The following is a 20,655-nucleotide window of genomic DNA, read 5'->3' as shown; positions in this document are numbered from 1 at the left end:
GTCGCCGGACCCAAGGAGCCGAGGATGCTGGACGGGTGTGTGCCCTGGCCGGAAGAGCTGGCCGAGCGCTACCGGGCGAAGGGGTATTGGACCGGGGAGCCGCTGGACGTCCTGTTGCAGGACGGGGTCTCGCGGCACGCCGGGCGCACCGCCTTGGTCGGCGCCGATGGCGCACGATGGACCTACGCCGAACTCGATGCCTGGGTTACGCGGCTCGCGGCCGGTCTGTCCAAACTGATCTCGCCACGCGAGCGAGTCGTGGTGCAAGTCCCCAATATTCCGGAATTCGTGGCGCTTTTCTTCGCGTTGCTGCGGGTCGGCGCGCTTCCGGTGCTCGCGCTGCCCGCACATCGTGAGGCGGAGATCGTGCCGCTGTGCGAACTCAGTGAGGCGGTCGCGTACTTCATCGCCGACGAACACCGGGAACTCGGTCTGGCGGTACGAAAGGCGGTGCCGGGCCTGCGGCACGTCATCGTCGTCGAGGACGAGCTGCCGACCGCGGACCCCGTGGTGCTGCCTGATCCCGACCCCGCAGACGTCGCGTTGTTCCTGCTCTCCGGGGGGACCACAGGGACGCCGAAGCTGATTCCCCGTACCCACAACGACTATCTGTACAACGCCAGGGCCAGTGCCGAGGTCGCCGGGTTCGACGAGTCCACTGTGTACCTCGTGGCGTTGCCCGCCGCGCACAACTTCGCATTGGCGTGCCCTGGCCTGCTGGGCGCGTTCGCGGCGGGCGGCACGGTGGTACTCGCGACGGATCCCAGTCCTGGCACGGCTTTCGAGCTGATAGAACGTGAGCGAGTGACGGTGACCGCCGTGGTGCCGCCAGTCGCTCTACTGTGGATGGACGAATCGGAGTTCGCTGACGAAGACCTCTCGAGTCTGCGGCTGCTCGAAGTCGGCGGCGCGAAGCTCAGCGCCGAGCCGGCGAGCCGTGTGGGTTCGACGTTGAGCTGCGCGTTGCAACAGGTGTTCGGAATGGCCGAAGGGTTGCTGAACTTTACGCGGCTCGATGATCCGGAGGAGCTGGTCGTCACCACTCAGGGGCGTCCATTGTGTCCGGACGACGAGGTGCGCGTGCTGGAGAACGGCGAGTTGCTCACACGCGGCCCGTACACGTTGCGGGGCTACTATCGTGCGGCCGAGCACAACGCGCGGTCGTTCACCGAGGATGGCTTTTATCGCAGTGGTGATGTCGTGCGGCAGCTGCCGTCCGGGCATCTCGTCGTCGAAGGCCGGGTGAAGGATCAGATCAACCGGGGCGGGGAGAAGATTCCGGCTGAGGAGCTGGAAAACCACCTGCTCGCCCACCCGGCGGTGCACGACGCGGCGGTCGTCGGGATGGCGGACGAGGTGATGGGTGAGCGCACGTGCGCGTTCCTCGTCGTCAAGGGACCGGCGCCCACGCTGCGCGACGTCACGGCTTTCCTGCGGGAACGCGGGGTTGCCGCGTACAAGTTGCCGGACCGGATCGCGGTGCTGGAGAAGTTCCCGCTCACGAACGTCGGCAAGGTCAGCAAGGTCGAGCTCGCCCGGCGTCTCGCCGGTGACGCCGGGTGAGGTCACGCTCCGCCGGCTTCGTCGTCGCACTCGTGCTGCTGGTTGTCGTCGCGCTGCTGAGCATCGCGGTGGGTGCCCGCTCGATTCCACTGTCCATAGTGGTCCATTTACTGTTCGAACGGGACGGTTCGGACTCTGCGTTCGTGGTGTGGGACTTACGTATCCCGCGCACGCTGATCGGGATCGCCGTCGGTGCGGCGCTCGGTGTTGCGGGCGCGGTCATGCAGGCGCTGACCCGCAACCCCCTTGCCGACCCAGGCCTGTTGGGTGTCAACGCGGGGGCGTCCGTCGCGGCCGCGTTGTCGGTGAGCGTGCTGGGCCTGACCGATCTGCGGGCGTTCGTATGGTTCGCGTTCGCGGGCGCCGCGATCGCCGGGACGGTGTTGTACGTCATCGCGGGCCGGGGCGGGGCGTCGCCCGTCCGGTTGGCGCTCGCGGGGACGGCGGTTTCGGCTGCCCTCACGGGGGTTACCCAAGGATTGACCTTGCTGGACCAGGAAACGCTGGACCAGATGCGATTCTGGACGGTGGGCTCGTTGCAGCGGGCCACTGGGGCGACAATGGTTCAGGTCGTACCTTTCCTTGCGGCCGGTTTGATTCTGGCGCTGTTACTGGCACGTCCGCTCAACGCGTTGGCGCTCGGCGACGACGCGGGGAAGTCGCTCGGCGCGCATCTCACGCGCACGCGGCTGCTGGCGCTCGTCGCGGTCACTCTGCTGGCTGGAGCGGCGACGGCTGCGGTCGGTCCGCTCGTGTTCGTCGGTCTCGCGGTGCCACACATGGTGCGTGCGCTCACTGGTCCGGATCAACGTTGGGTGCTGCCGTACTGCGCGGTGCTGGCGCCGACGCTGCTGCTCGCGGCGGATGTGCTCGGCCGGGTCGTGGCACCTGAGGAGATCGATGTCGGTGTGGTGACGGCTTTCCTCGGGGCGCCGGTGTTCATCTGGTTGGTGCGCCAGAGCAAGGCGGCGCGGGCATGACCAGATCCTTTGTGGTTTCGGCTGGTTTACTGGCGGCGATCATGGTGATCGGTGTCGTCGCTCTCGGCGTCGGCTCGATTTCCGTGGCACCGCTGGATGTCGTGCGCACGCTGCTGGGCAATGGGAGCAGGCTGACCAACTTCGCGGTGCTCGATCTCCGCTTGCCCCGGGTGCTGATCGCGCTGTGCGTCGGGGCCGCGCTGGGCATGAGCGGCGCCGTTTTCCAAAGCCTTTCGCGGAACCCGTTGGGGAGCCCGGACATCATCGGGTTCAATTACGGTGCGACGACCGGCGGCCTGCTGGTGATCCTCGTTTTCGGCGGAGGCTTGCTGAGGGTTTCCTTTGGTGCCCTCATCGGCGGGATCGTGACCGCGCTGGCGGTGTATCTGCTTGCGTGGCAACGAGGCGTGCGCGGGACGCGGTTGGTGTTGATCGGGATCGGGATCAGTGCCATCCTGCAGGCGGTAAACTTCTATCTGATCGTGAACGCGAAACTCGCCGATCTCTCCCGCGCCACCGTGTGGATCACGGGAAGCCTGAACAACCTTGGCTGGGAACACTTCTGGCCGGTTATCATTGCTATCGTCATTATTGGGCCACTACTTTTGGTAGGCTCACGATGGCTGACCATCCTGGAAATGGGGGACGATTCGGCTGCCGCGCTCGGTGTCCGGGTTGAGCCGAGCCGCCTGTACCTGATCATTGTCGGCACCGCCGCATGCGCCGCCGCAACGGCCATCGCGGGTCCGATTGCCTTCGTTTCACTGACCGCGCCACAATTGTCGAAGAAACTCACCCGGGGCCCCGGCCCGGGTTTGTTACCCGCCGCGTGGATGGGCGCACTGTTGGTGCTGGCAGCGGACTTCGTGGCACAACGGGTGGCAGGGAACGGGACTCTCCCAGTCGGCGTCGCAACAGCGGCGCTCGGCGGAGCTTACCTGGGATGGCTCCTACGCCGGACACGTCGTTGAGGAGTGGGGACGTGATTCCCGTCCCGCCAACTCACCGCCGAAACCGCCACCGTGCAACGAAAAGCCGGCCAGGCCCCCCAAACCAACACGAAGCCTCCGCAACGATCAGGCGAAGTGGGGCGGGGGTCCCCTGAAGGCGCCCAGCGCCCGGTCACCCAGGCACCCCAAGGGGCCACCAGGGCATCGCGCGGAGCGGGACAAAAAAAGATGTCCTCGCCGGACGGGCGCCGGACGGGCTGGCTCCGGGATGACAGACCCAACGGGACGTCACCTTGTCGCGGTGGTCGAGGCTTTTTTCAAGCCCCTTTTTCTACTACATATGGGGCTACGCTGGTTAGTTTTTCGCACGTTTCCTCTAGTTCGCGGTCTGGGGTCGAGTCTGCGACGATGCCCGCGCCGGCGCGTAGCCAAGCGACGCCCGCCTCTTGGTATACCGCCCGCAGGACCAGCGCCGCATCCAGGGAACCGTCGTGTGCAGCAGTGATCACTGCCCCCGAGTATAGGCCTCGGGGCTCGTCCAGGCGGGCGATCGCGTCCAGGGACTCGGGTTTCGGGATGCCGGAAGCGGTCACCGCCGGGAACAGGGCTTCCAATGCGTCCCACGAAGTGCGTCCCGCCGCGAGGGTGCCATTGACCAGCGAGGCCAAGTGTTGCACACTCCCCCGTTCCTTGACCCCCATGAAGTCTCCGACCCGCACCGATTCCGCGACGCAGACGTGCCGCAGTTCTTCTTGCGCAGTGCGTACGGAAACCGCGTGCTCAAAGATTTCCTTCGGGTTCGATTCCAGCTCCGCACGCGCGGCAGCATCGACATCTGCACCCCGGCCGAACGCGCGTGTGCCCGCCAGCGGTTGTGTCGTCACGTCCCCCGAGGCGGAAACCGTCACGACGATCTCGGGACTGAACCCGGCCGCCTCCAAGTTTCCCAGCCGCATCAGGAAAGAGCGCGCCGGGGTGTTGCCGCGCCGGCCCAGTTCGTACGTGGCGACCATGTCCGTCTCAAAAGGAATTCTGACCGATCGCGAAAGGATGACCTTCTGATATTGCCCTTGGCGGATTTCCTTGACTGCCTGCGCCACCCGTTCCCGGTAGCTCGCCCCATCCACCCGGACATCAACGAGCGTCGGCTTCCCCGACGAAACGCCCGGTTCCCCAAGGATTTCCCGCACGCGGTCCTGATCCTCGCCCCGAAGCGTCACCTCGCCATCGGCGATCCGCACCTCTGTGCGCGGAATCAGCAACCGTACCAGCTCACCGGCCGGCGCCGCGGCGCCTCGCAGTCCCAAACCGGGCAGCAACCCAGCGAATCCAAAATGGACTCGACCGTAAGCACGCCAGTCACGCACCGGCAACGAGTCAAGCGCCTTCCGCAACGCAGCACCGGGAGAGCCCGACCATTCAATGTCAGAGTCCAGCACACCCCGCACCCGGACATGCGTGGCGTCCAGGGTGACGGTCGCGAGCGCGCCACCCGCGAAAGTCCAGGCGCCATCACGTTCGTACACAACGTAATCGTCGAACCCGGCGCGTGCGAGCGCCGTCACCATCTCCAGTGTCACGCCCACTCCTTAACGGCATACTCAGCCGGCCGGCCGGCTCCTGGCCGCCGTTCCACAATGGAAGAAAGGATTTCGCCCACCCGGACGGCGGTGTTGGACAGCAACGACGAAGTGATGCCGTGCGTGTGCTCGGTGCCGCCCTGCAAGTAGATTCCGCCTCCCACGCCCGGCACGGAAAGCCGATAATCCCGCTCGATACGCAACCGGCCGTGCTCGTCACGACGGCACCGTTCCCCGAGCTCCCCGAGCAACGGCACCGGATCCGCCGGCAGGTAACCAGTGGCGTAGACCACCAGATCCGCGTCCAGCACGGTTTTTTCACCCGTGGTCAACGATTCCACGGTGACGCGTACCGTCTCGTCCTCGGTGATGTCCACCGGGCGAGAAGTGTTGAAGATCCGCAACCGCTGCCTGCCCTGGACCTTCTCTTGATACTCACGCCGGTACAGGTCGTCGATGAGGTCGATGTCCACGGCCGAGTAATTGGTGTTGGCGTGGTAGTTCATCAAGCGCCGCTTGACATCCTCGGGTGCGGAGTAGAAATTGTCGACACCCTCGGGGTCGAAGATCCGGTTGGCGAACGAGCTGTCGTCCGACGGGCTGTAGCCGTACCGGGCGAACACCGAGCACACCTCGGCGCCGGGAAAACGGTTGTGCAGGAACGCCGTCACCTCGGCGGCGCTCTGGCCCGCACCGACCACCACACAGCGCCCGGGCTCCCGGATGTCGCCGATGCGGTGCAGCAGTTGATGGTTGTGCCAGATGCGGTCGCTGGTCTCCGTTCCTTCCGGCAGGTTCGGGCGCAACCCGGTGCCGAGCACGAGATTGCGCGCACAGTAGACCTCGCCGTCGGCGGTGCGCACCTCGAACAACGGGTCACCGCCGCGCACGGACACGACTTCCTGGCCGTACGAGACCTGGTCGGCCATGCGCGCGGCGGCCCACTCGAAGTAGTCGTGGAACTCGATCCGCAGCGGGAACAGGCTTTTGTGGTTGATGAAGTCGACGAGCCTGCCTTGCCCATGCAGGTACGAAAGGAAACTGAACGTGCTCGCCGGATTCCGCATCGTGACAAGGTCTTTGAGGAACGAAACCTGCATCGTCGCGTCCTCGAGCAACATGCCGCGATGCCAGCCGAACCGGGGCTGGCGCTCGAGGAACCGCGCGGTCACCGGCTGGGCGGCCGCGGCGTTGTGTTCAGCCACGGCGATTGCCAGCGCGAGGTTGGAGGGCCCGAAACCCACTCCGATCACGTCCAACTCCGGCGATAGTGGCATGCCCGTCCAATCTGTCGATGTACAACCCAGGCAACCCTAACCTAACTTAGGTGAGCCTCAACTACTACATTCGGGCGTGATGTTGATCCCTTACAGGAGGAGAGCCGATGCGGGTCGCGATGTTCGGATACCAGACCTGGGGACACCGAACGCTGCAGGCGTTGCTGAACTCGCCGCATGACGTGGTCCTGGTGGTGACCCACCCCAAGAGCGACCACGCATACGAGCGGATCTGGTCCGACTCGGTGGCCGACCTCGCGGAGGAGCACGGCGTTCCGGTGCTGCTGCGGAACAGGCCCGATGACCTGGCCACGCACCTGAAAGAGGCGGAGCCGGACATCATCGTGGCGAACAACTGGCGCACGTGGCTGCCACCGGAGATCTTCACGTTGCCGCCGCGCGGAACACTCAACGTGCACGACTCCCTGTTGCCCGCCTACGCCGGGTTTTCCCCGCTGATCTGGGCGCTGATCAACGGCGAGCCGGAGGTCGGCGTGACCGCCCACATGATGGACGACGAGCTCGACGCCGGGGACATCGTCCTGCAGCGCTCGGTCGCCGTGGGGCCACGTGACACCAGCACGGACCTGTTCCACAAGACCGTCGACCTCATCGCACCCGTGGTGACCGAGGCGCTCGAACTGATCGCGTCGGGGCGCACGGACTGGACACCACAGAACCGCGCCAACGCGAGCTTCTTCCACAAACGGTCCATTGAGGACAGTCGCATCGACTGGACCTGGCCCGCCGAGGACCTCGACCGCCTCGTTCGCGCCCAGGCGGACCCGTACCCGAACGCCTTCACCTTCCATCGCGGGCAGCGCCTGCGGATCGTGCGAGCCTCGGTGTCGCAAGGACTCTACGGCGGTACGCCGGGCCGGATCTTCATCAAGGAAGGCGACGGCGTGGTGATCGTCGCCGGTGCGGACGCGCGATTCGGCCGCAACCACGGCCTTGTGGTGGAACGAGTTCGTACGGACGACGGAACCGAATCAGCCGCGCCGGACTACTTCCGCACGATGGGCGGTTACCTCACCACACAACCCTGACCGCGGAAGTCGTTGTAGACCAGGATGAGTCGAACGACTGGTCTCGTTGCCCCTTCAACACCTATGTGGTTCGGACCACAAGAATTCAGCGCCGTGAAGGCGGCGGTCAAAAAAGGCATTTCCGCCTGCAGTTAGTCGTCATTGCGTCTTGGTCCGGGGATCAAGGCGCAATGACCTGTTTACAGTTGGCCACAGAGCGCTCAAGTGTGACAAAAACACCCCAAGGAGCCTCAGTGCCTTCTCCCATCCCCGGCCAGTCGGCAACTGTGGCGTTCGTAGTCCCGTATTTCGACGACGGACTTGCGTGGCGCCGCGAATGCCTACGTCTCACCCTAGCCAGTCTCGAACAGCAAACGGATCCGCACTGGTGCGCCTATGTGGTCAACGACGCCTCACCCGCCGCGGACACCTCGGAGTTTCTGAAAAGCCTTGCCGCGTCGACAGTCGGCCAGGTGACCGTGCTGCACACCCAGGACCATGGCGGCGCCGGGCGGGCCCGGAACGTCGCCATCGAAGCCGCGCATCGGGACGGCCATGCATTGCTGGCATATCTGGATGCCGACGATCTGGCGCACCCGCGGCGGGTGGCCGCCGTCCGCGCGATGTTCGCCGCTCAGCCGGAACTGGACTTCGCTTACAGCGACATCGAGTTCATCGACGAACACGGCAAGCCATGGGAGTCGAACCAGCTGCTGCCCGGATTGCATTTGCTCAACGAGCAACAGCGGCTGCCCAAGTTACGGGGCCGCGAGCGATGGATCGAGCAGGCCGTCGAGCGTGACAACATCGCCATCCCGTCGGCGATGAACCTCCGTACTTCCCTTGCGCTGCAAATACCTTTCCCGATCGTGCCATTCTGTGAGGACGTCGCGACGTTGTTCCGTTACCTCGGTAGCGGCGCCGTGATCGACCATGTGCCGGGGATTCCGACCCGCTACCGGGTGCCCCGCACCGGCGGTAGCGCCTCCCGCAAACAGTCCGGTGGAGTGGACGCGTTCAACCACTTGCGTTGCGCGAACGAGCGAGAAGGATTGGAGAAGGCCATCGCCATGGCTGTCGCGCGTGGTGCGGCCAGCGAGCGGCTGGGCCAGTCGGTGCTGTGCCGCTACCTGATCCGGATCGGGCGCACCGTCACCGCGGATGGCAGCCCGGAACTGGGCCGATCCCAGCTGCGCCAGGCCCAGGAGCTGGATCCGGAAACCTTCGCCCAGTACGCCACGGCGGTGGAGAGCCGCGAAACCGGCGCCGCCGCAATGGTTCCATGACCACGGCCGCGCCATCCGGCGTCTCCATCGCGGAGAATTCCCGGCAGTCCCCGGGTTATGGCCTGATCAGCTGCTACCTGTTCGTGGTGTATGGCACCGTGGCACTGGGCATGGGTCTGGTCCCCGCGCTGATCACGACCTTTCGCGAGGACTACGGACTCAGCGGCGGGCAACTCGCCAACATCCAGAACCTCAAGGACATCGGGCTGATCGCGGCCATGTTCGCCGGGCCGGTCCTGTTGCGCCGGCTCGGCGTCGCACGGATGACCACGCTGGCGATCTCGGTGGGGCTGGCGGGCTGCGTAATCCTGATCACCGCCCGAAATCCCGCGGCGGTACTAACCGGCGCATTCATGCACGGCGCGACCTTCTCGCTCGGCACCCTCGCCGCTGTGTCGTATTTGTACCGGCTACCGAAGCGCTACCACCGGATTTCCGCGCTCTACGCCACTTTTGGCGTGGCCAGCTTCACCGCACCCGCCATGGTCGGCGCGCTGGTGCCGGCCGACGGCGACTACCGAGTGGTCTATGCCATTTTCGCCGCGGCACTGGCGGTTCTGGTGGCGGCGGGTACCGTGCTGAACCGATCAGCCGGCAAATCCGTTACGCAGCAAGCTGATCAGGCCGTCCAGCCCCGGCTCAGCCGGGCAATGCTAGGCGGCTGGCTCACCAACATCGTGGTGTTCGCGACGCTCATGGCCGGGGAAACGGTGGTCGTCTCCTGGGTGACGTCGCTCGGTCAGTATCGGTACGGGCTTTCCCTGCCCGACGCGTCGTTCCTGCTCGCGCTGCTGTGGGTGGCGTACACACCCGCCCGTGCGGTCGGCGACCTGTTGGTCAAACGCCTGTCCATCACCACCATCATGGTGATGGGCGCCGCGCTCGTGATCATCGGCAACATCCTGATCTGCGCCGGATCGGTCGCCATGGCTTATGCCGGTGTGGTGGTGTTCGCCTTCGGCACGGCACCGCTCATTCCCGTTTACCAGGGTTGGCTGCTGAGCCGGACCCCCGCCGAACAACACGGTCCGCTCAACGCGTCACTGGGTGTGGGGTCAGCGGTCGTCACCACCGTGATGGTGTGGTTGACCGGGCTCACCGTCGACGTCGACGCTCGCCTGCCCTTCGCGGTGTCAACAGGCTGCCTGGCCATTGTCGTCGCGTTGGTGGTACGTACCCGCAACGCCTAGGTTTTCTTGGCACGGCTCGGCGCGACGCGCGGTGGCTCGTTCGGCATCTTCGGATAGACCGGCGGCCACGGCGCGTCCATCAGCCCGTTTTCCGTGTCCTGGCGCGACATTTCCAGTAGCGGTTCCAGAGATTGCGGCCGCATGTCCGCCCACGGATCGCCACGCTCGGCCACGAGCGTGGGTACCGTCGCGATCGTCAGCTCCGCGGGGTCCACCGATTCCAGCTGATCCCAGCCGATCGGCGTGGAGACCTGAGCACCGGCGCGTGGCCGCACACACCACGCCCCGAATACGGTCTTGTGCGGCGCGTTCTGGTTGAAGTCCACGAAGACGCGGGCGCCCCGCTCTTCCTTCCACCACTGGGCCGTGATGAGTTCCGGGTGCCGCCGCTCAAGCTCGCGCGCCAGCGCCACCGCTGCCGCGCGCACCTGGTAACCGTCCCAATTCGGTTGCAGCGCAACGTAAATGTGCAGGCCACGCGAGCCCGTCGTCTTGAGGTGCGGCTCAATACCGAGTTCTCGCAACAAAGCACGGGTGAGCGCGGCGGCCTCCCGCACCTGCGGGAAACTCACGCCCGGCGACGGGTCGAGGTCCACTCGCAGTTCGTCGGTCACGTCGGGCGTCTCCGCATGCACGGGCCAGACGTGGAAACCGATACACCCGAGATTGACCGCCCAGAGAATATGCGCCAGGTCCGCGGCCACCAGCGCGTCACTCGTGGTGCCGTTGGGCGTCGAGACAACGGTCGTGGTGACCCAGTCCGGTGTGGACTTCGGGACTCGCTTCTGGAACCACGATTTCCCGCTCGCTCCATCGGGATAACGTTCCAGCAGCAACGGCCGGCCCCCAAGGCGCGCGAGCAACGGATCTTCCACCGCCTCGTAGTACCGGATCAGATCGAGCTTGGTCTCCCCGCGCTCGGTGAAGTACACCTTCTCCGGGTGCGAAATCTCGACGCCGTCGACCCTCATGCCCGAACCTCACTGAACAAAGTGGACAGTTCGGCCGGAGCGATCTCCTCGAGCTGTCCGTAGGTGCACGACTCCGGTTGCCGGTCCTGCCGGAACCGGACCAGTCGCGTGCCGTGGCGAAACCGTCCACCTTGGACGTGCTCGTACCGCACCTCCGCAACGAGCTCCGGCCTGATCGGTTCCCACGAGAGATCTTTCCCGACACTCCAGCGACTCTGCGCGCCCGGCATCCGTCCGGCCCACTCGGACTGCGCCTCCGCCCATTGCCGCCACGGATGCTCGTCGAGCGCTCGTTCCCGCAACGGCGCGAGCTCGTCGACCAGCTCCTTGCGCCGTGCCGCCGTGAAACTGCTGGCGACACCGACATGGTGTAGCGTGCCGGCCTCGTCGTACAGCCCCAACAGGAGCGACCCGACACCTTTTCCGTCCTTGTGCCAACGAAAGCCGGCGACGACGCAGTCGGCGGTGCGCTCGTGCTTGACCTTCCACATCACCCGCTTGTCCTGCTCGTACGGCTGATCGGCGGGTTTCGCCATGACACCGTCGAAACCGGCGCCCTCGAACCGGTTGAACCAGTCCTGCGCGATGTCGGGATCCTCGGTCATCGGCGTCAGGTGCACGCGCGCGAACTCGCCGCTGACAACGCTTTCCAGCAACCGGCGCCGCTTGGCGAACGGCTCTGCACGCAGATCACGATCGTCGAGCGCGAGCAGATCGAAAACGACGAAACTCGCCGGGGTTTCCCGCGCGAGCTTGCGCACCCGGGACGCCGCCGGATGCAACCGCAGTTGCAGGCTCTCGAAATCGAGACCATGCTCGGTGACGAGCACAATTTCCCCGTCCACCACACAGCGTGTTGGAAGCGCATCCTGGAGTAGGCCGACCAATTCGGGGAAATACCGTGTGAGTGGCCGATCATTTCGTGAACCGAGTTCGACCTCGTCGTTGTCGCGGAACACGATGCACCGGAAACCGTCCCACTTCGGTTCGTACAGCAACCCGGGCGCGCGCGGGACCTCGTGCACAGCCTTGGCCAGCATCGGCCGGACCGGCGGTAGCACAGGAAGATCCACGCTGTCGATGCTAGGCCACTCAACGTCAGCCGGCTTCCCACCCGACTGGGTGACTCGTTTTGCGGCCTTTCCCAGGTCGTTCGACCATTTCGATAGTGATTTTCACGAAGGGAGAAGAACCATGGCGACAAGTCATCTAGCCGCTGTCGACTTCGGACAGGGCGTATCCAACGCGTGGAGTTCGGTCGCCAATTTCGTCCCGAAGCTGGTCGCCTTCCTGGTGATCATGCTGATCGGCTGGATCGTGGCCAAGCTGCTGGCAAAGCTCGTCGACGCGATCCTCGGACGGGTCGGCTTCGATCGCGTCGTGGAACGCGGTGGCATCAAGCAGATGCTGTCGGGGAGCAAGTACGACGCGTCCGGCATCATCAGCAAAATCATCTACTACGCGATCCTGCTGATCTTCCTGCAGATCGCACTCGGCGCCTTCGGCCCGAACCCGGTGAGCGGCATGGTGGCCGGCATCGTCGCCTGGCTGCCGAAGGCCGTGGTCGCGATCATCATCGTGGTCATCGCCGGGGCGATCGCCCATGCGGTCAAGGATCTTCTCGAAAACATGCTCGGCGGGCTGTCCTACGGCAAGGTGCTCGCGACCTTGGCCTCGGTGTTCATCTGGGGCCTCGGCATCATCGCCGCGCTCAACCAGATCGGTGTTGCCACCGCGGTCACCACGCCGGTGCTGGTCACCGTTCTCGCCACCGTAGCCGGGGTGATCATCGTCGGCATGGGCGGTGGCCTGGTGCGGCCGATGCAGCAGCGGTGGGAGAACTGGCTTGGCAGGGCGGAAAACGAGCTGCCTTCCGCACGGGCGCGCACGGAGGCCTACCAGCGCGGACGTGAGGACGCGGCACGCCAGGGCGAGCCGGCGACCGAGGAGATGCCGGCGTCGCAGCATCCGACGTCGGCCCCGCCGCGCGGTCAGGAGTGAGCGTCGTGCCGTTTCGCCAGCGCGCAGATCGCCAGCAGGCGCGCGGTGAACCAGTCGGCGTGATTCCAGTCCGCAGGTGAGGTGAAGCGCCAGCCGTGCTCCTTGGCCTGGTCAAGGAGCCCGCTGGCGTAACCCGCGAGTACGACACTGGCCGCGACCGCGGCGGACCCCTCGACGCCGTAAAGCATGATGTCGCGTACCGCGGCGGCGTGCTGGTCGATCACCGCCAGCAACCCCGGTGCCGCGGCCGCGGCCAGCAACCCTGCGCCCAGCTGGCGATGCAGGCTGTCCAGCGTCCTGCGCGCCGAGAACTCCGCCAACAGACTTAGCATGGCGGCAGGCTAACCCGAATGGGTACATTCGCCGCCCATAGATGTGAGATATCGCAGCTCAGAACCGCGCCAAAGTCCCGGGTTGGCCGGTGTTCCCGATGAGTTCCGCCGCTTGCCCGGGTCTCTCCCGCATGACGCACATCAACGGAATCGCGACGGTGGCCATCCCCGTCACCGATCAGGAACGGGCGCTCGAGTTCTACGCCGGCACGCTCGGCTTCGAGAAACGCCGCGACACCACCCTCGGCGACATGCGCTGGATCGAGGTGGCACCGGCGGGATCACCGGTTTCGGTCGCCCTCGTCACCGGCACGGGCGGCATCGACACCGGCATCCGCTTCACCACCGCGGATGCAGACGCAGACCACCAGAAGCTGCGGTCCGCCGGGGTGGACGTGGACGCGGAAATCCTTCGCTGGCAAGGTGTTCCGCCGATGTTCACCTTCCGCGACCCGGACGGCAACAGGCTGGTGCTCGTGGAACTTTGAGGCGGTGATCGCCTGCCTGCAGTCACTTGCCGACGTCGAGAACGGTACTCACCCGGCTCCATTCCCCGGGCACGTCAGACGGCGGGTGGCGCGAGTCGCACGTTGAATGCGCGCGAGTTGCGCGTTCCAAGCGCCCGAGTTGCGCGTTTCGGGCGACCGGAACGCGCAACTCGCGCCACCGGAACGTGCAACTCGCGCCGACGCGCTTTTCGGCGAAGCCGTCGACTCGGATTCCGTAGACGAGCTGGGAAGAATATTTTCGACCTGGATGGATGGCACCCTGAGCCGCCAGATGTTCCCGTTTTGGGCAAAACCTCCCACCGCGGGAAATCGGCGATATGCCAAGGCTCTCGCGCGTTGGCACGGCTATGCGGATCGTCTGATATCGCGTCAGTCTTACCACTCGGACAGACTTGGCCATCTCCTCAGCGCTTTGCTGGAATTTCGTACTTCTTCGGGCCAGCCGTTGCCGACAATGAGTTGGCGGACCAGGTCGCCGTACTTCTGCTTGCCGGGATCAAAACCACGAGTACCGCCTTGACCTGGTGCCTCTATCTCATCAGTGAGCACCCCGAGGTGCAGAAACGACTTTGCGAAGAGTCTGACCAGGTTCTTGGCGGGACAGTCGCGGGGTGGGACGACCTGCTGAACCTGCCCTACGCTCATTCGGTTCAGCGACGAGCTGACAGTTATGTGGAGCCGCAAAAATTCGACCCACTGCGCTGGATGGGGAGACCACCGGCACCGCAGGGTGGATTTATTACGTTCGGCCTGGGGGTAACCAAGTGTGTCGGGGGCAAATTCGCGGTCAATGAGGCGGTGCTCGCCCTGGCCTCGATTTCGGGAAGATTCAATATCCGGCGAGATGTGTCAGTGAAGGTGCGGGCAAAAGCCAAGACCACCCTCGAACCGTCAAAGTTCGTTGCGATTTTTTCCCCGCGGCAAGAGGCGGCCTCGCCCCGTTCCCACCCGCTACCAGGCTCACAGTCCGGAGAATTCCCTCGAGTAAAGGACAGATCCTGACCGGTACTCGCGGAACAGTGGATCTCGCCGCCGGAAGCCTCCGGCGGCGGAACCACTATGAGGACGGACCATCATGTCGCTCAACGCTGTTGCTCACCTGAACTTCCACGGCGAGGCCCGTGAGGCCCTGGAGTTCTACCAGTCGGTGTTCGGCGGGCAGCTTTCCATCGCAACCTACGCCGACTTCGGTATGCCCCCCGAGGTGCCCGGCGCCACGAACGTCGTCTTCGGTCAGGTCGTCGCCGACAACGGCTTCCGCGTGATGGCCTACGACGTGCCCGGCGCGGATACGCCGGCCCGATCGGATGCGCCCACGACCTACCGTGAGAACGGCACCACGATCACCAAGGAGCCGTTCTTCCTGTCCGTCCGCGGGGAAACCGTCGACGAGGTCACCCCCCTCTGGGAAAGCCTCGCCAAGGGCGCGACCGTCATCGAGGAGTTCGGCCCGGCGCAGTGGGCGCCGGCGTTCGGGATGCTGACCGACCGCTTCGGCGTCACCTGGATCGTCGACGTCGCGGCCCAGTACACCCAGGCCTGACTTTCCCCAGGGCTGCGGCCGGGTCCGGCCGCAGCCCTCCCGTACCAACTCAGGAGAAATCCCTATGCACATTCGTCCGCTCGGCCGGACCGGCATCCAGGTCAGCCACTTCACCCTGGGCACGATGATGTTCGGGCCGCACGGCAATCCCGACCCCGACGAGTGCGTCCGCATCGTCCACCGCGCCCTCGACGGCGGCATCAACGTCATCGACACCGCTGACGTCTACGGCGGCGACGGCACATCCGAGAAGATCGTCGGCAGGGCTCTACGCGGCCGGCGCGACGACGTCATCCTCGCCACCAAGGGCAATGGCCCGATGGGCGCGGACCCCAACCGGCGCGGCAACTCCCGCCGGTGGATCGTGTCCGCGGTCGAAGGGTCGCTGCGCCGCCTGGGGGTCGACCACATCGACCTCTATCAGACCCACCACCCCGAACCCGGCACCGACATCGAAGAAACTCTCGGCGCGCTGACCGACCTGCTCCGCACGGGTAAGGTCCGCGCGATCGGCCACTCCAACCTGCCTGCGTCGGAGATCGTCGAAGCCCAATGGGTGGCCGAACGGCGTGGGCTGGCCCGCTTCCGGACCGAACAGCCGCACTACTCGATCCTCAACCGCGGCATCGAGCGCGAGATCCTGCCGGTCTGCGAGCGCTACGGGCTGGGTGTGCTGGTGTGGAGCCCGCTGGCGATGGGCCTGCTGGCCGGCCGTCTCCGCAAGGGCAACGCGGAGAAGGCGTCGGCAGGCCGGCTGCACTGGGCACGGCAGCACATGACCGACGAACGCAAACTCGACGCGGTCGAGGCACTGGCCAAGGTCGCCGAGGAGGCCGGGTTGTCGCTGCCGCACCTCGCCTTGGCGTTCGTGACCACCCACCCGGGAGTCACTTCGGCGATCATCGGGCCGCGCACGCCCGCGCAGCTCGACGACCTTCTGGCGGGAGCCGACATCCGCCTCGACGACGAGGTGCTCGACCGCATCGACCAGATCGTGGCCCCGGGAACCGACATCGGGCCGGTCGACGTGGCCTATGTTCCGCCCGCGCTCACGCAGCCTGCGCTCCGGCGCCCCGCTGCCTGACACCCGTCACCCGCGCGCTGCCGACAGCCGGGGATCGTTGCGCTCCCCGGTACACCACCGTTTCAGAAGGACGAAGCCATGTTCGCTGTTTTCCCCCAGATCAACTGGATCGCCGTGGTCGTCTCCACGGTCGTACTGTCCGGCCTTGGCGCCGCGTACTTCATGGTCGCTGTTCCACAGCAGTACGCTCGCGTCCTCGGCCGCGAGGGCGCCCCGGCCCCTGAGCGGCGCACCGTCGACGGGGTCGGCCCGCTCGTGTGCAACCTGATCAACGTGCTCGCCAGTGCGGTGCTGTTCGCCGCGCTGGGCATCACCTCCGTCGGGGACGCGCTCGTGTTCGGCGTGATCGTCGGTGTCGGCTACCTCGTCGCGATGACCTTCAACATCGCGATCAACCCGAATTTCCCGCACCCGCTGCGCTACGGCTTGCTCAATGCCCCCTACTTCCTCGTCAGCAGTGTTCTCACCAGCCTCGCCCTTGTCCTGATCTGACGTCACCAGTCGTCAGGACCGGACGGAAGACCAGATGCGTCCGATGATCCGGGCGATCGTCGCCGACACCGTGGTCGCACCGTCTGTGTCTTCTCCAAGACGCTGGATTAACCAAATGAGACGCCAGAACATTTCGCGTCTCGCCTACTCTGATCATCATCAGATCATGAAGCAGTTCATTCTTGGTGACGTCGAGATCTCCCGGGTGGTCGAATGGCACGGCCCCTTCGCCCCCGTGGACTTCCTGTTCCCGTCCGTGCCCGCAGAGCTCTGGCAGGAGCACGAGTCCTGGCTCGACCCCGACTTCCGGGACGCCACCTCCGGGGACTACCACGCGTACATGCAGACCTGGGTTCTGCGCAGCGCAGGCCGCACCGTCCTGGTCGACACCGGCCTCGGCAACGACAAGCCCCGCGAGCACCCGCTCATGAACCGGCGCGACGGTGACTTCCTCACCCTGCTGGCAGACGCGGGAGTGCAGCCGGAAGAAGTCGACCTCGTCATCAACACCCACCTGCACTCCGACCACGTCGGGTGGAACACCCGGTTGGTCAACGGTGAGTGGGTTCCGACGTTTCCCAACGCCCAGTATCTGATGAACAAGACCGACTACGGCTACTGGAACCCTGCCAACGGCCACACCCGCCAGGCCACGTTCGGCTCGGTCGCCGACGACAGCGCAACGTTCGAAGACAGCATCCTGCCGATCCACCAAGCCGGCCAGGCAGTGCTGTGGGAGGGCGATGCCCACCGCATCGACGCGGACCTGTCCCTCGAACTCGCAGCGGGCCACACCCCCGGCTCGGCGGTGCTCCGGCTCGAGTCCGGCACGGACCGGGCGCTGTTCGTCGGCGACGTCGTCCACACTCCGATCCAGATGATCGAACCCGACCACGACACCTGCCTGAGTGAAGACCGGGTCGAAGCCGCCCGAGCGCGGCACCGCGTCCTGGACCAGGCGGTCACGACCAACAGCCTGGTGGTGCCCGCGCACTTCGGCGGAGCGGGAGCTGCCGAAGTCGCGCGCGAGAACGGGCAGTATTCGATCAAGCGGTGGGCACCCCGGTGACTGGCGGGCCGGTCGCGATCGGACTGGCGCGGTCTGAAGGGATGATCGTGGTATGGATGTGCTCAGTGACGCGATCGGCGCCATGCGCGCGGGGCGCCCTTACTCCTCGCTGACGGCGGCAGAAGCGGCGTGGACAATGGAATTTCCCGCGTTCGGGGGTGCCCGGTTCCACGTGGTCACCGCGGGCGTCTGCCACGTGGTCCGAGCGGCCGGCCCCACCGTGACGCTGGAGCCCGGCGACGCGGTCCTGTTCCCGCACGGAACGGCGCATGCGCTGCAGAACGCTATCGACGGCGAAAGTCAGCTCGTATGCGGCGCCTACCAGCTCGACCAAGCCCGGCCACATCCGCTCATCGAAGACTTGCCCGAGCTGATACACCTGCCTGCCCGGGCGGACCGCTACGCCGGTCTCGAGTCTTCGATCACCCTCTTGCGAGACGAACTCGCCGACTCGGAGCCAGGCAAGGATGTGCTGGTACCGGCGTTGCTCGACGTCCTGCTGGTGCACCTGATCCGCGCCTGGTTCACCGAACGCGCCGGACGGCAGGACACCGGGTGGTGCGTCGCTCTCGGGGACAAGGTCATCGCCCCGGCGCTGCGCGCGATCCATGAACAACCTGGCGATCCGTGGACCGTGGAATCCCTGGGTGCGCGGGTGGGTCTGTCCCGCGCGGCCTTCGCCCGCCGGTTCGCCTCGCTCGTCGGGCTGCCTCCCCTCACCTACCTGACGTGGTGGCGGCTCACCAGCGCGGCACGCCTGCTCCGCACGACCGACGCGCCGCTGGCCGCGGTCGCTCAACGCAGCGGGTACGGCTCGGCGTATGCGTTCGCCAACGCGTTCAAGCGCGAGTACGGCATTTCCGCGGGGCAATACCGGCGCCAGCGTCGCGCCGACCACAAGCACATCTCCGAATGGACGCCTAAGTCCACCGGCCTTCCGCGGGCCCTGATTCCGGAGACACAATGACAGTGCTGTTCGGGCGTTCCCTGGTCGGGGTCATCGAAGGCGACGCCGTGCCCGACCGGTTCATCCCGCTGATGATCGAGCTGTTCCAGGAAGGCCGGTTCCCGTCCGAGAAGAGGTCAAAGCAGGCCGTGGACCCGGGCGTTGGTGATGACCTGCGCCCGGTTCCGGGCCCCCAGCTTGTGCATTACGTTGTGGAGATAGGTCTTGACGGTGTTGAGCGAGAGACCGAGTTGCTGTCCGATCTCGGCATTGGTGTGACCCGCAGACACGAGCCGCAGGACGTCGTATTCGCGCGGCGTGATCGGCGCCCGCGCCGGCGATGCCTGGGTCGACGTCGCCCGGTAGCTCCCGGTGCGGGCGACCTGGAGGAGCGCTTCCCGCAGTGCGGGCCCTGAGGCGTCCTTGACCAGCAGACCGCACGCGCCGGCAGCCAGGGTGGGGGCGACCGCTGCGTGCTCCGGGAACGCGGTGAACAAGAGGATCTTGCTCGAGGGGCTGACCTCGTGCAGACGTGGCACGACGTCGGCAGCCAGCGCGTCGGGCAGCCGCAGATCGAGCAGGACGATGTCGGGTTGCTCCCGCCGGCAGCCAATCACCGCTTCGGCCGCGGTCGCGGCGTGGCCCACGACCTCGATGTCGCGGTGCGGCCCGAGCTGGGTGACTACTCCGTCTCGCACGACTGGGTGGTCGTCGGCGACGAACACGCCGACGCGTGGTCCGGTCAGCATGGGATCTCGACGCGGAAGGTGGTCCCGCCGTGCGGGTCGCTCGTCACGCGCAAGGCACCGCCGACGCGCGCCACCGCCTCCTGAGACTTGGACAGGCCCAGGCCTGGGGCGTGGCCGGTGCCCAGGCCGACCCCGTCGTCGGTGACCGCGACGATGATCTCGCCGCTCGGGCGGCGGCTGACGGTCACCACGACCGCGGAGGCGCGAGCGTGCTTCTCGACGTTGAGCAGTGCCTCTCGGACTGCGCTGATCAGCACGTCGGCACGCGATGGGGCCAGCTCGGGGGGGTCGTCCAGGATGATCAGCTCGGCGGGCAGGCCGGTGCGGTCGCTGAACGCCGAGCAGTCTCCTTGCATCGCGACCGACAGCGCCAGTGCCGACGGTGAGGCACGTAGCGTGCGCAACGAGGTACGCAACGCGTTCGTCGCCTCGGCGACCTGGGTCTGCAGGCGCTGCAGCTGCGCCGCGACGTCCGGATTGCCGGTGGAGGTCTCCGCCAGGCCGGCGACGCCGGAACCGATGGCGAACAGCAATGCTCCGACGGTGTCGTGCAGGTCGGCGGCGACCCGGCTGCGCTCCTCGAGGACCGCGGCTTCACGGGCGTGACGCGCGCGTTCGGCGACTGCCAAGGCGAGCGCCGCCTGGCCTGCGACTTCGTTGGCGTGCTCCGCAGCCCGGTCACCGAACGTTCCATCACACCTGGCCCCGACCGCGAGGACACCGAAGACCTGCTCGCCGTGCACGATCGGCACCGCGAGCAGGCGGCGGACCCGTTCGGAACGGATCTGCCGGTCGAAGGTGTGGGTGATGACCGGCGAGCCGAAGTAGTCGTCGACCCAGGCTGGGGCGGCGGCCCGGTGGACCTTGCCTGTCAGCCCGAGCCCGAGGGGGACGTGCAAGCCGCGCAGCTGGCCGGTCAGGTCGCCGTGAACGGTGCGGAGCACGAGGTCGTCCGCGTGGTCGGGTTCGCCGATCCACGCGATGTTCCCGTCTTCGGCGAGCTCCTCGACCGCGGCGCGAAACGCCTCGCCGCGGTCGAGGAGCGTGACGAGGTCGAGGTGGTCGCTGCTCGGTTTCGTTGCCTCAGCCACGATGCGTCCCCGTT

General features: G+C 66.2%; 21 protein-coding genes. 14 read left to right on the top strand and 7 right to left on the bottom strand.

Annotated features, from left to right (window positions below; genetic code table 11):
- Window positions 1–24 precede the first annotated feature (24 nt).
- Genes GKO32_RS17530 through GKO32_RS17520 form a run of 3 tightly spaced genes read left to right on the top strand, consistent with a single transcriptional unit; the run spans window position 25 to window position 3,514 of the window.
- Window positions 25–1,563, top strand: a complete 1,539-nt coding sequence (locus GKO32_RS17530) for a (2,3-dihydroxybenzoyl)adenylate synthase (RefSeq protein ID WP_154757954.1) — start codon at window positions 25–27, stop codon at window positions 1,561–1,563.
- Window positions 1,560–2,543: a FecCD family ABC transporter permease gene (locus GKO32_RS17525; RefSeq protein ID WP_312868019.1), complete on the top strand. Its 984-nt coding sequence runs from the start codon at window positions 1,560–1,562 to the stop codon at window positions 2,541–2,543. The genes GKO32_RS17530 and GKO32_RS17525 overlap by 4 nt, the downstream gene beginning before the upstream one ends.
- The gene (locus GKO32_RS17520) at window positions 2,540–3,514 is read left to right on the top strand and encodes a FecCD family ABC transporter permease (RefSeq protein WP_154757953.1); all 975 of its coding nucleotides are present in this window, start codon (window positions 2,540–2,542) and stop codon (window positions 3,512–3,514) included. Before GKO32_RS17525 ends, GKO32_RS17520 begins: the two co-directional genes overlap by 4 nt.
- A gap of 296 nt (window positions 3,515–3,810) precedes the next feature.
- Here GKO32_RS17520 and GKO32_RS17515 read toward each other — a convergent pair whose 3' ends face one another.
- Together GKO32_RS17515 and GKO32_RS17510 are read right to left on the bottom strand one after the other, a co-directional pair.
- Window positions 3,811–5,073: a salicylate synthase gene (locus GKO32_RS17515; RefSeq protein WP_312868018.1), complete on the bottom strand. Its 1,263-nt coding sequence runs from the start codon at window positions 5,071–5,073 to the stop codon at window positions 3,811–3,813.
- Window positions 5,070–6,350: a lysine N(6)-hydroxylase/L-ornithine N(5)-oxygenase family protein gene (locus tag GKO32_RS17510; protein WP_154757952.1), complete on the bottom strand. Its 1,281-nt coding sequence runs from the start codon at window positions 6,348–6,350 to the stop codon at window positions 5,070–5,072. Before GKO32_RS17510 ends, GKO32_RS17515 begins: the two co-directional genes overlap by 4 nt.
- A gap of 107 nt (window positions 6,351–6,457) precedes the next feature.
- Here GKO32_RS17510 and GKO32_RS17505 point away from each other — a divergent pair, with 107 nt between their 5' ends.
- The 3 genes from GKO32_RS17505 (at window position 6,458) to GKO32_RS17495 (ending at window position 9,854) form a co-directional block, all read left to right on the top strand.
- The gene (locus GKO32_RS17505; RefSeq protein WP_154757951.1) at window positions 6,458–7,399 is read left to right on the top strand and encodes a methionyl-tRNA formyltransferase; all 942 of its coding nucleotides are present in this window, start codon (window positions 6,458–6,460) and stop codon (window positions 7,397–7,399) included.
- A gap of 233 nt (window positions 7,400–7,632) precedes the next feature.
- Window positions 7,633–8,664 (top strand): glycosyltransferase family 2 protein, encoded by a 1,032-nt coding sequence (locus tag GKO32_RS17500; RefSeq protein ID WP_166459628.1) that lies wholly within the window; start codon window positions 7,633–7,635, stop codon window positions 8,662–8,664.
- Window positions 8,661–9,854, top strand: a complete 1,194-nt coding sequence (locus GKO32_RS17495) for an MFS transporter (RefSeq protein WP_154757949.1) — start codon at window positions 8,661–8,663, stop codon at window positions 9,852–9,854. Before GKO32_RS17500 ends, GKO32_RS17495 begins: the two co-directional genes overlap by 4 nt.
- Here the strand turns inward: GKO32_RS17495 and ligD are convergent.
- Window positions 9,851–10,825 (bottom strand): non-homologous end-joining DNA ligase, encoded by a 975-nt coding sequence (ligD, locus tag GKO32_RS17490; RefSeq protein WP_154757948.1) that lies wholly within the window; start codon window positions 10,823–10,825, stop codon window positions 9,851–9,853. The two genes, GKO32_RS17495 and ligD, sit on opposite strands and share 4 nt — an antisense overlap.
- On the bottom strand, window positions 10,822–11,898 hold the full coding sequence (locus tag GKO32_RS17485) for an ATP-dependent DNA ligase (protein ID WP_312868017.1): 1,077 nt from the start codon (window positions 11,896–11,898) through the stop codon (window positions 10,822–10,824). Before GKO32_RS17485 ends, ligD begins: the two co-directional genes overlap by 4 nt.
- 121 nt (window positions 11,899–12,019) lie before the next feature.
- Between GKO32_RS17485 and GKO32_RS17480 the strand changes: the two genes are divergently transcribed.
- Window positions 12,020–12,826: a mechanosensitive ion channel family protein gene (locus tag GKO32_RS17480; RefSeq protein WP_154757947.1), complete on the top strand. Its 807-nt coding sequence runs from the start codon at window positions 12,020–12,022 to the stop codon at window positions 12,824–12,826.
- Here GKO32_RS17480 and GKO32_RS17475 read toward each other — a convergent pair.
- Complete coding sequence (locus GKO32_RS17475; protein WP_154757946.1) at window positions 12,817–13,158, bottom strand: DUF6401 family natural product biosynthesis protein; 342 nt, start codon at window positions 13,156–13,158, stop codon at window positions 12,817–12,819. The two genes, GKO32_RS17480 and GKO32_RS17475, sit on opposite strands and share 10 nt — an antisense overlap.
- A 98-nt stretch (window positions 13,159–13,256) precedes the next feature.
- On the opposite strand from GKO32_RS17475, the gene GKO32_RS17470 reads away from it, so the two are divergent.
- From GKO32_RS17470 to GKO32_RS17440, 7 genes are all read left to right on the top strand, one after another.
- Window positions 13,257–13,646, top strand: coding sequence for a VOC family protein (locus GKO32_RS17470; protein ID WP_246243961.1), 390 nt, complete (start codon window positions 13,257–13,259; stop codon window positions 13,644–13,646).
- 480 nt (window positions 13,647–14,126) lie between these two features.
- Entirely contained in the window at window positions 14,127–14,669 is a 543-nt protein-coding gene (locus GKO32_RS38060) for a cytochrome P450 (protein ID WP_166459627.1), read from the top strand.
- 73 nt (window positions 14,670–14,742) lie between these two features.
- Complete coding sequence (locus GKO32_RS17460) at window positions 14,743–15,210, top strand: VOC family protein (protein ID WP_154757944.1); 468 nt, start codon at window positions 14,743–14,745, stop codon at window positions 15,208–15,210.
- 64 nt (window positions 15,211–15,274) lie between these two features.
- Complete coding sequence (locus GKO32_RS17455) at window positions 15,275–16,294, top strand: aldo/keto reductase (RefSeq protein WP_154757943.1); 1,020 nt, start codon at window positions 15,275–15,277, stop codon at window positions 16,292–16,294.
- 78 nt (window positions 16,295–16,372) lie between these two features.
- Window positions 16,373–16,786 carry a DUF1761 domain-containing protein gene (locus GKO32_RS17450; RefSeq protein ID WP_154757942.1) on the top strand — a complete coding sequence of 138 codons (414 nt, stop codon included), beginning with the start codon at window positions 16,373–16,375 and terminating at the stop codon, window positions 16,784–16,786.
- Window positions 16,787–16,952: 166 nt separating this feature from the next.
- Window positions 16,953–17,855 carry an MBL fold metallo-hydrolase gene (locus tag GKO32_RS17445; RefSeq protein ID WP_154757941.1) on the top strand — a complete coding sequence of 301 codons (903 nt, stop codon included), beginning with the start codon at window positions 16,953–16,955 and terminating at the stop codon, window positions 17,853–17,855.
- Between the two features lie 52 nt (window positions 17,856–17,907).
- A complete protein-coding gene (locus tag GKO32_RS17440; RefSeq protein ID WP_154757940.1) occupies window positions 17,908–18,822 on the top strand; it encodes an AraC family transcriptional regulator in 915 nt (304 codons plus the stop codon).
- Window positions 18,823–18,938: 116 nt separating this feature from the next.
- Here the strand turns inward: GKO32_RS17440 and GKO32_RS17435 are convergent, their stop codons facing one another.
- Together GKO32_RS17435 and GKO32_RS40190 are read right to left on the bottom strand one after the other, a co-directional pair.
- The gene (locus GKO32_RS17435) at window positions 18,939–19,550 is read right to left on the bottom strand and encodes a response regulator transcription factor (protein ID WP_154757939.1); all 612 of its coding nucleotides are present in this window, start codon (window positions 19,548–19,550) and stop codon (window positions 18,939–18,941) included.
- Complete coding sequence (locus GKO32_RS40190; protein ID WP_312868016.1) at window positions 19,544–20,641, bottom strand: GAF domain-containing sensor histidine kinase; 1,098 nt, start codon at window positions 20,639–20,641, stop codon at window positions 19,544–19,546. The genes GKO32_RS17435 and GKO32_RS40190 overlap by 7 nt, the downstream gene beginning before the upstream one ends.
- Window positions 20,642–20,655: the final 14 nt, after the last annotated feature.

Origin of the sequence: Amycolatopsis pithecellobii, from assembly GCF_009707865.1 — a bacterium.
Classification (GTDB): Bacteria; Actinomycetota; Actinomycetes; order Mycobacteriales; family Pseudonocardiaceae; genus Amycolatopsis_E; species Amycolatopsis_E pithecellobii.
This window is presented reverse-complemented; position numbering and strand designations above follow the sequence as displayed.

Excerpts from the sequence above, each read along its gene's own strand:
- GKO32_RS17530 (WP_154757954.1), top strand. The coding sequence starts at position 25 with ATGCTGGACGGGTGTGTGCCCTGGCCGGAAGAGCTGGCCGAGCGCTAC.
- GKO32_RS17520 (WP_154757953.1), top strand. The coding sequence starts at position 2,540 with ATGACCAGATCCTTTGTGGTTTCGGCTGGTTTACTGGCGGCGATCATG.
- GKO32_RS17510 (WP_154757952.1), bottom strand. The coding sequence starts at position 6,350 with ATGCCACTATCGCCGGAGTTGGACGTGATCGGAGTGGGTTTCGGGCCC.
- GKO32_RS17505 (WP_154757951.1), top strand. The coding sequence starts at position 6,458 with ATGCGGGTCGCGATGTTCGGATACCAGACCTGGGGACACCGAACGCTG.
- GKO32_RS17495 (WP_154757949.1), top strand. The coding sequence starts at position 8,661 with ATGACCACGGCCGCGCCATCCGGCGTCTCCATCGCGGAGAATTCCCGG.
- ligD (WP_154757948.1), bottom strand. The coding sequence starts at position 10,825 with ATGAGGGTCGACGGCGTCGAGATTTCGCACCCGGAGAAGGTGTACTTC.
- GKO32_RS17480 (WP_154757947.1), top strand. The coding sequence starts at position 12,020 with ATGGCGACAAGTCATCTAGCCGCTGTCGACTTCGGACAGGGCGTATCC.
- GKO32_RS17475 (WP_154757946.1), bottom strand. The coding sequence starts at position 13,158 with ATGCTAAGTCTGTTGGCGGAGTTCTCGGCGCGCAGGACGCTGGACAGC.
- GKO32_RS17470 (WP_246243961.1), top strand. The coding sequence starts at position 13,257 with ATGAGTTCCGCCGCTTGCCCGGGTCTCTCCCGCATGACGCACATCAAC.
- GKO32_RS17460 (WP_154757944.1), top strand. The coding sequence starts at position 14,743 with ATGTCGCTCAACGCTGTTGCTCACCTGAACTTCCACGGCGAGGCCCGT.
- GKO32_RS17455 (WP_154757943.1), top strand. The coding sequence starts at position 15,275 with ATGCACATTCGTCCGCTCGGCCGGACCGGCATCCAGGTCAGCCACTTC.
- GKO32_RS17450 (WP_154757942.1), top strand. The coding sequence starts at position 16,373 with ATGTTCGCTGTTTTCCCCCAGATCAACTGGATCGCCGTGGTCGTCTCC.
- GKO32_RS17445 (WP_154757941.1), top strand. The coding sequence starts at position 16,953 with ATGAAGCAGTTCATTCTTGGTGACGTCGAGATCTCCCGGGTGGTCGAA.
- GKO32_RS17440 (WP_154757940.1), top strand. The coding sequence starts at position 17,908 with ATGGATGTGCTCAGTGACGCGATCGGCGCCATGCGCGCGGGGCGCCCT.
- GKO32_RS17435 (WP_154757939.1), bottom strand. The coding sequence starts at position 19,550 with ATGCTGACCGGACCACGCGTCGGCGTGTTCGTCGCCGACGACCACCCA.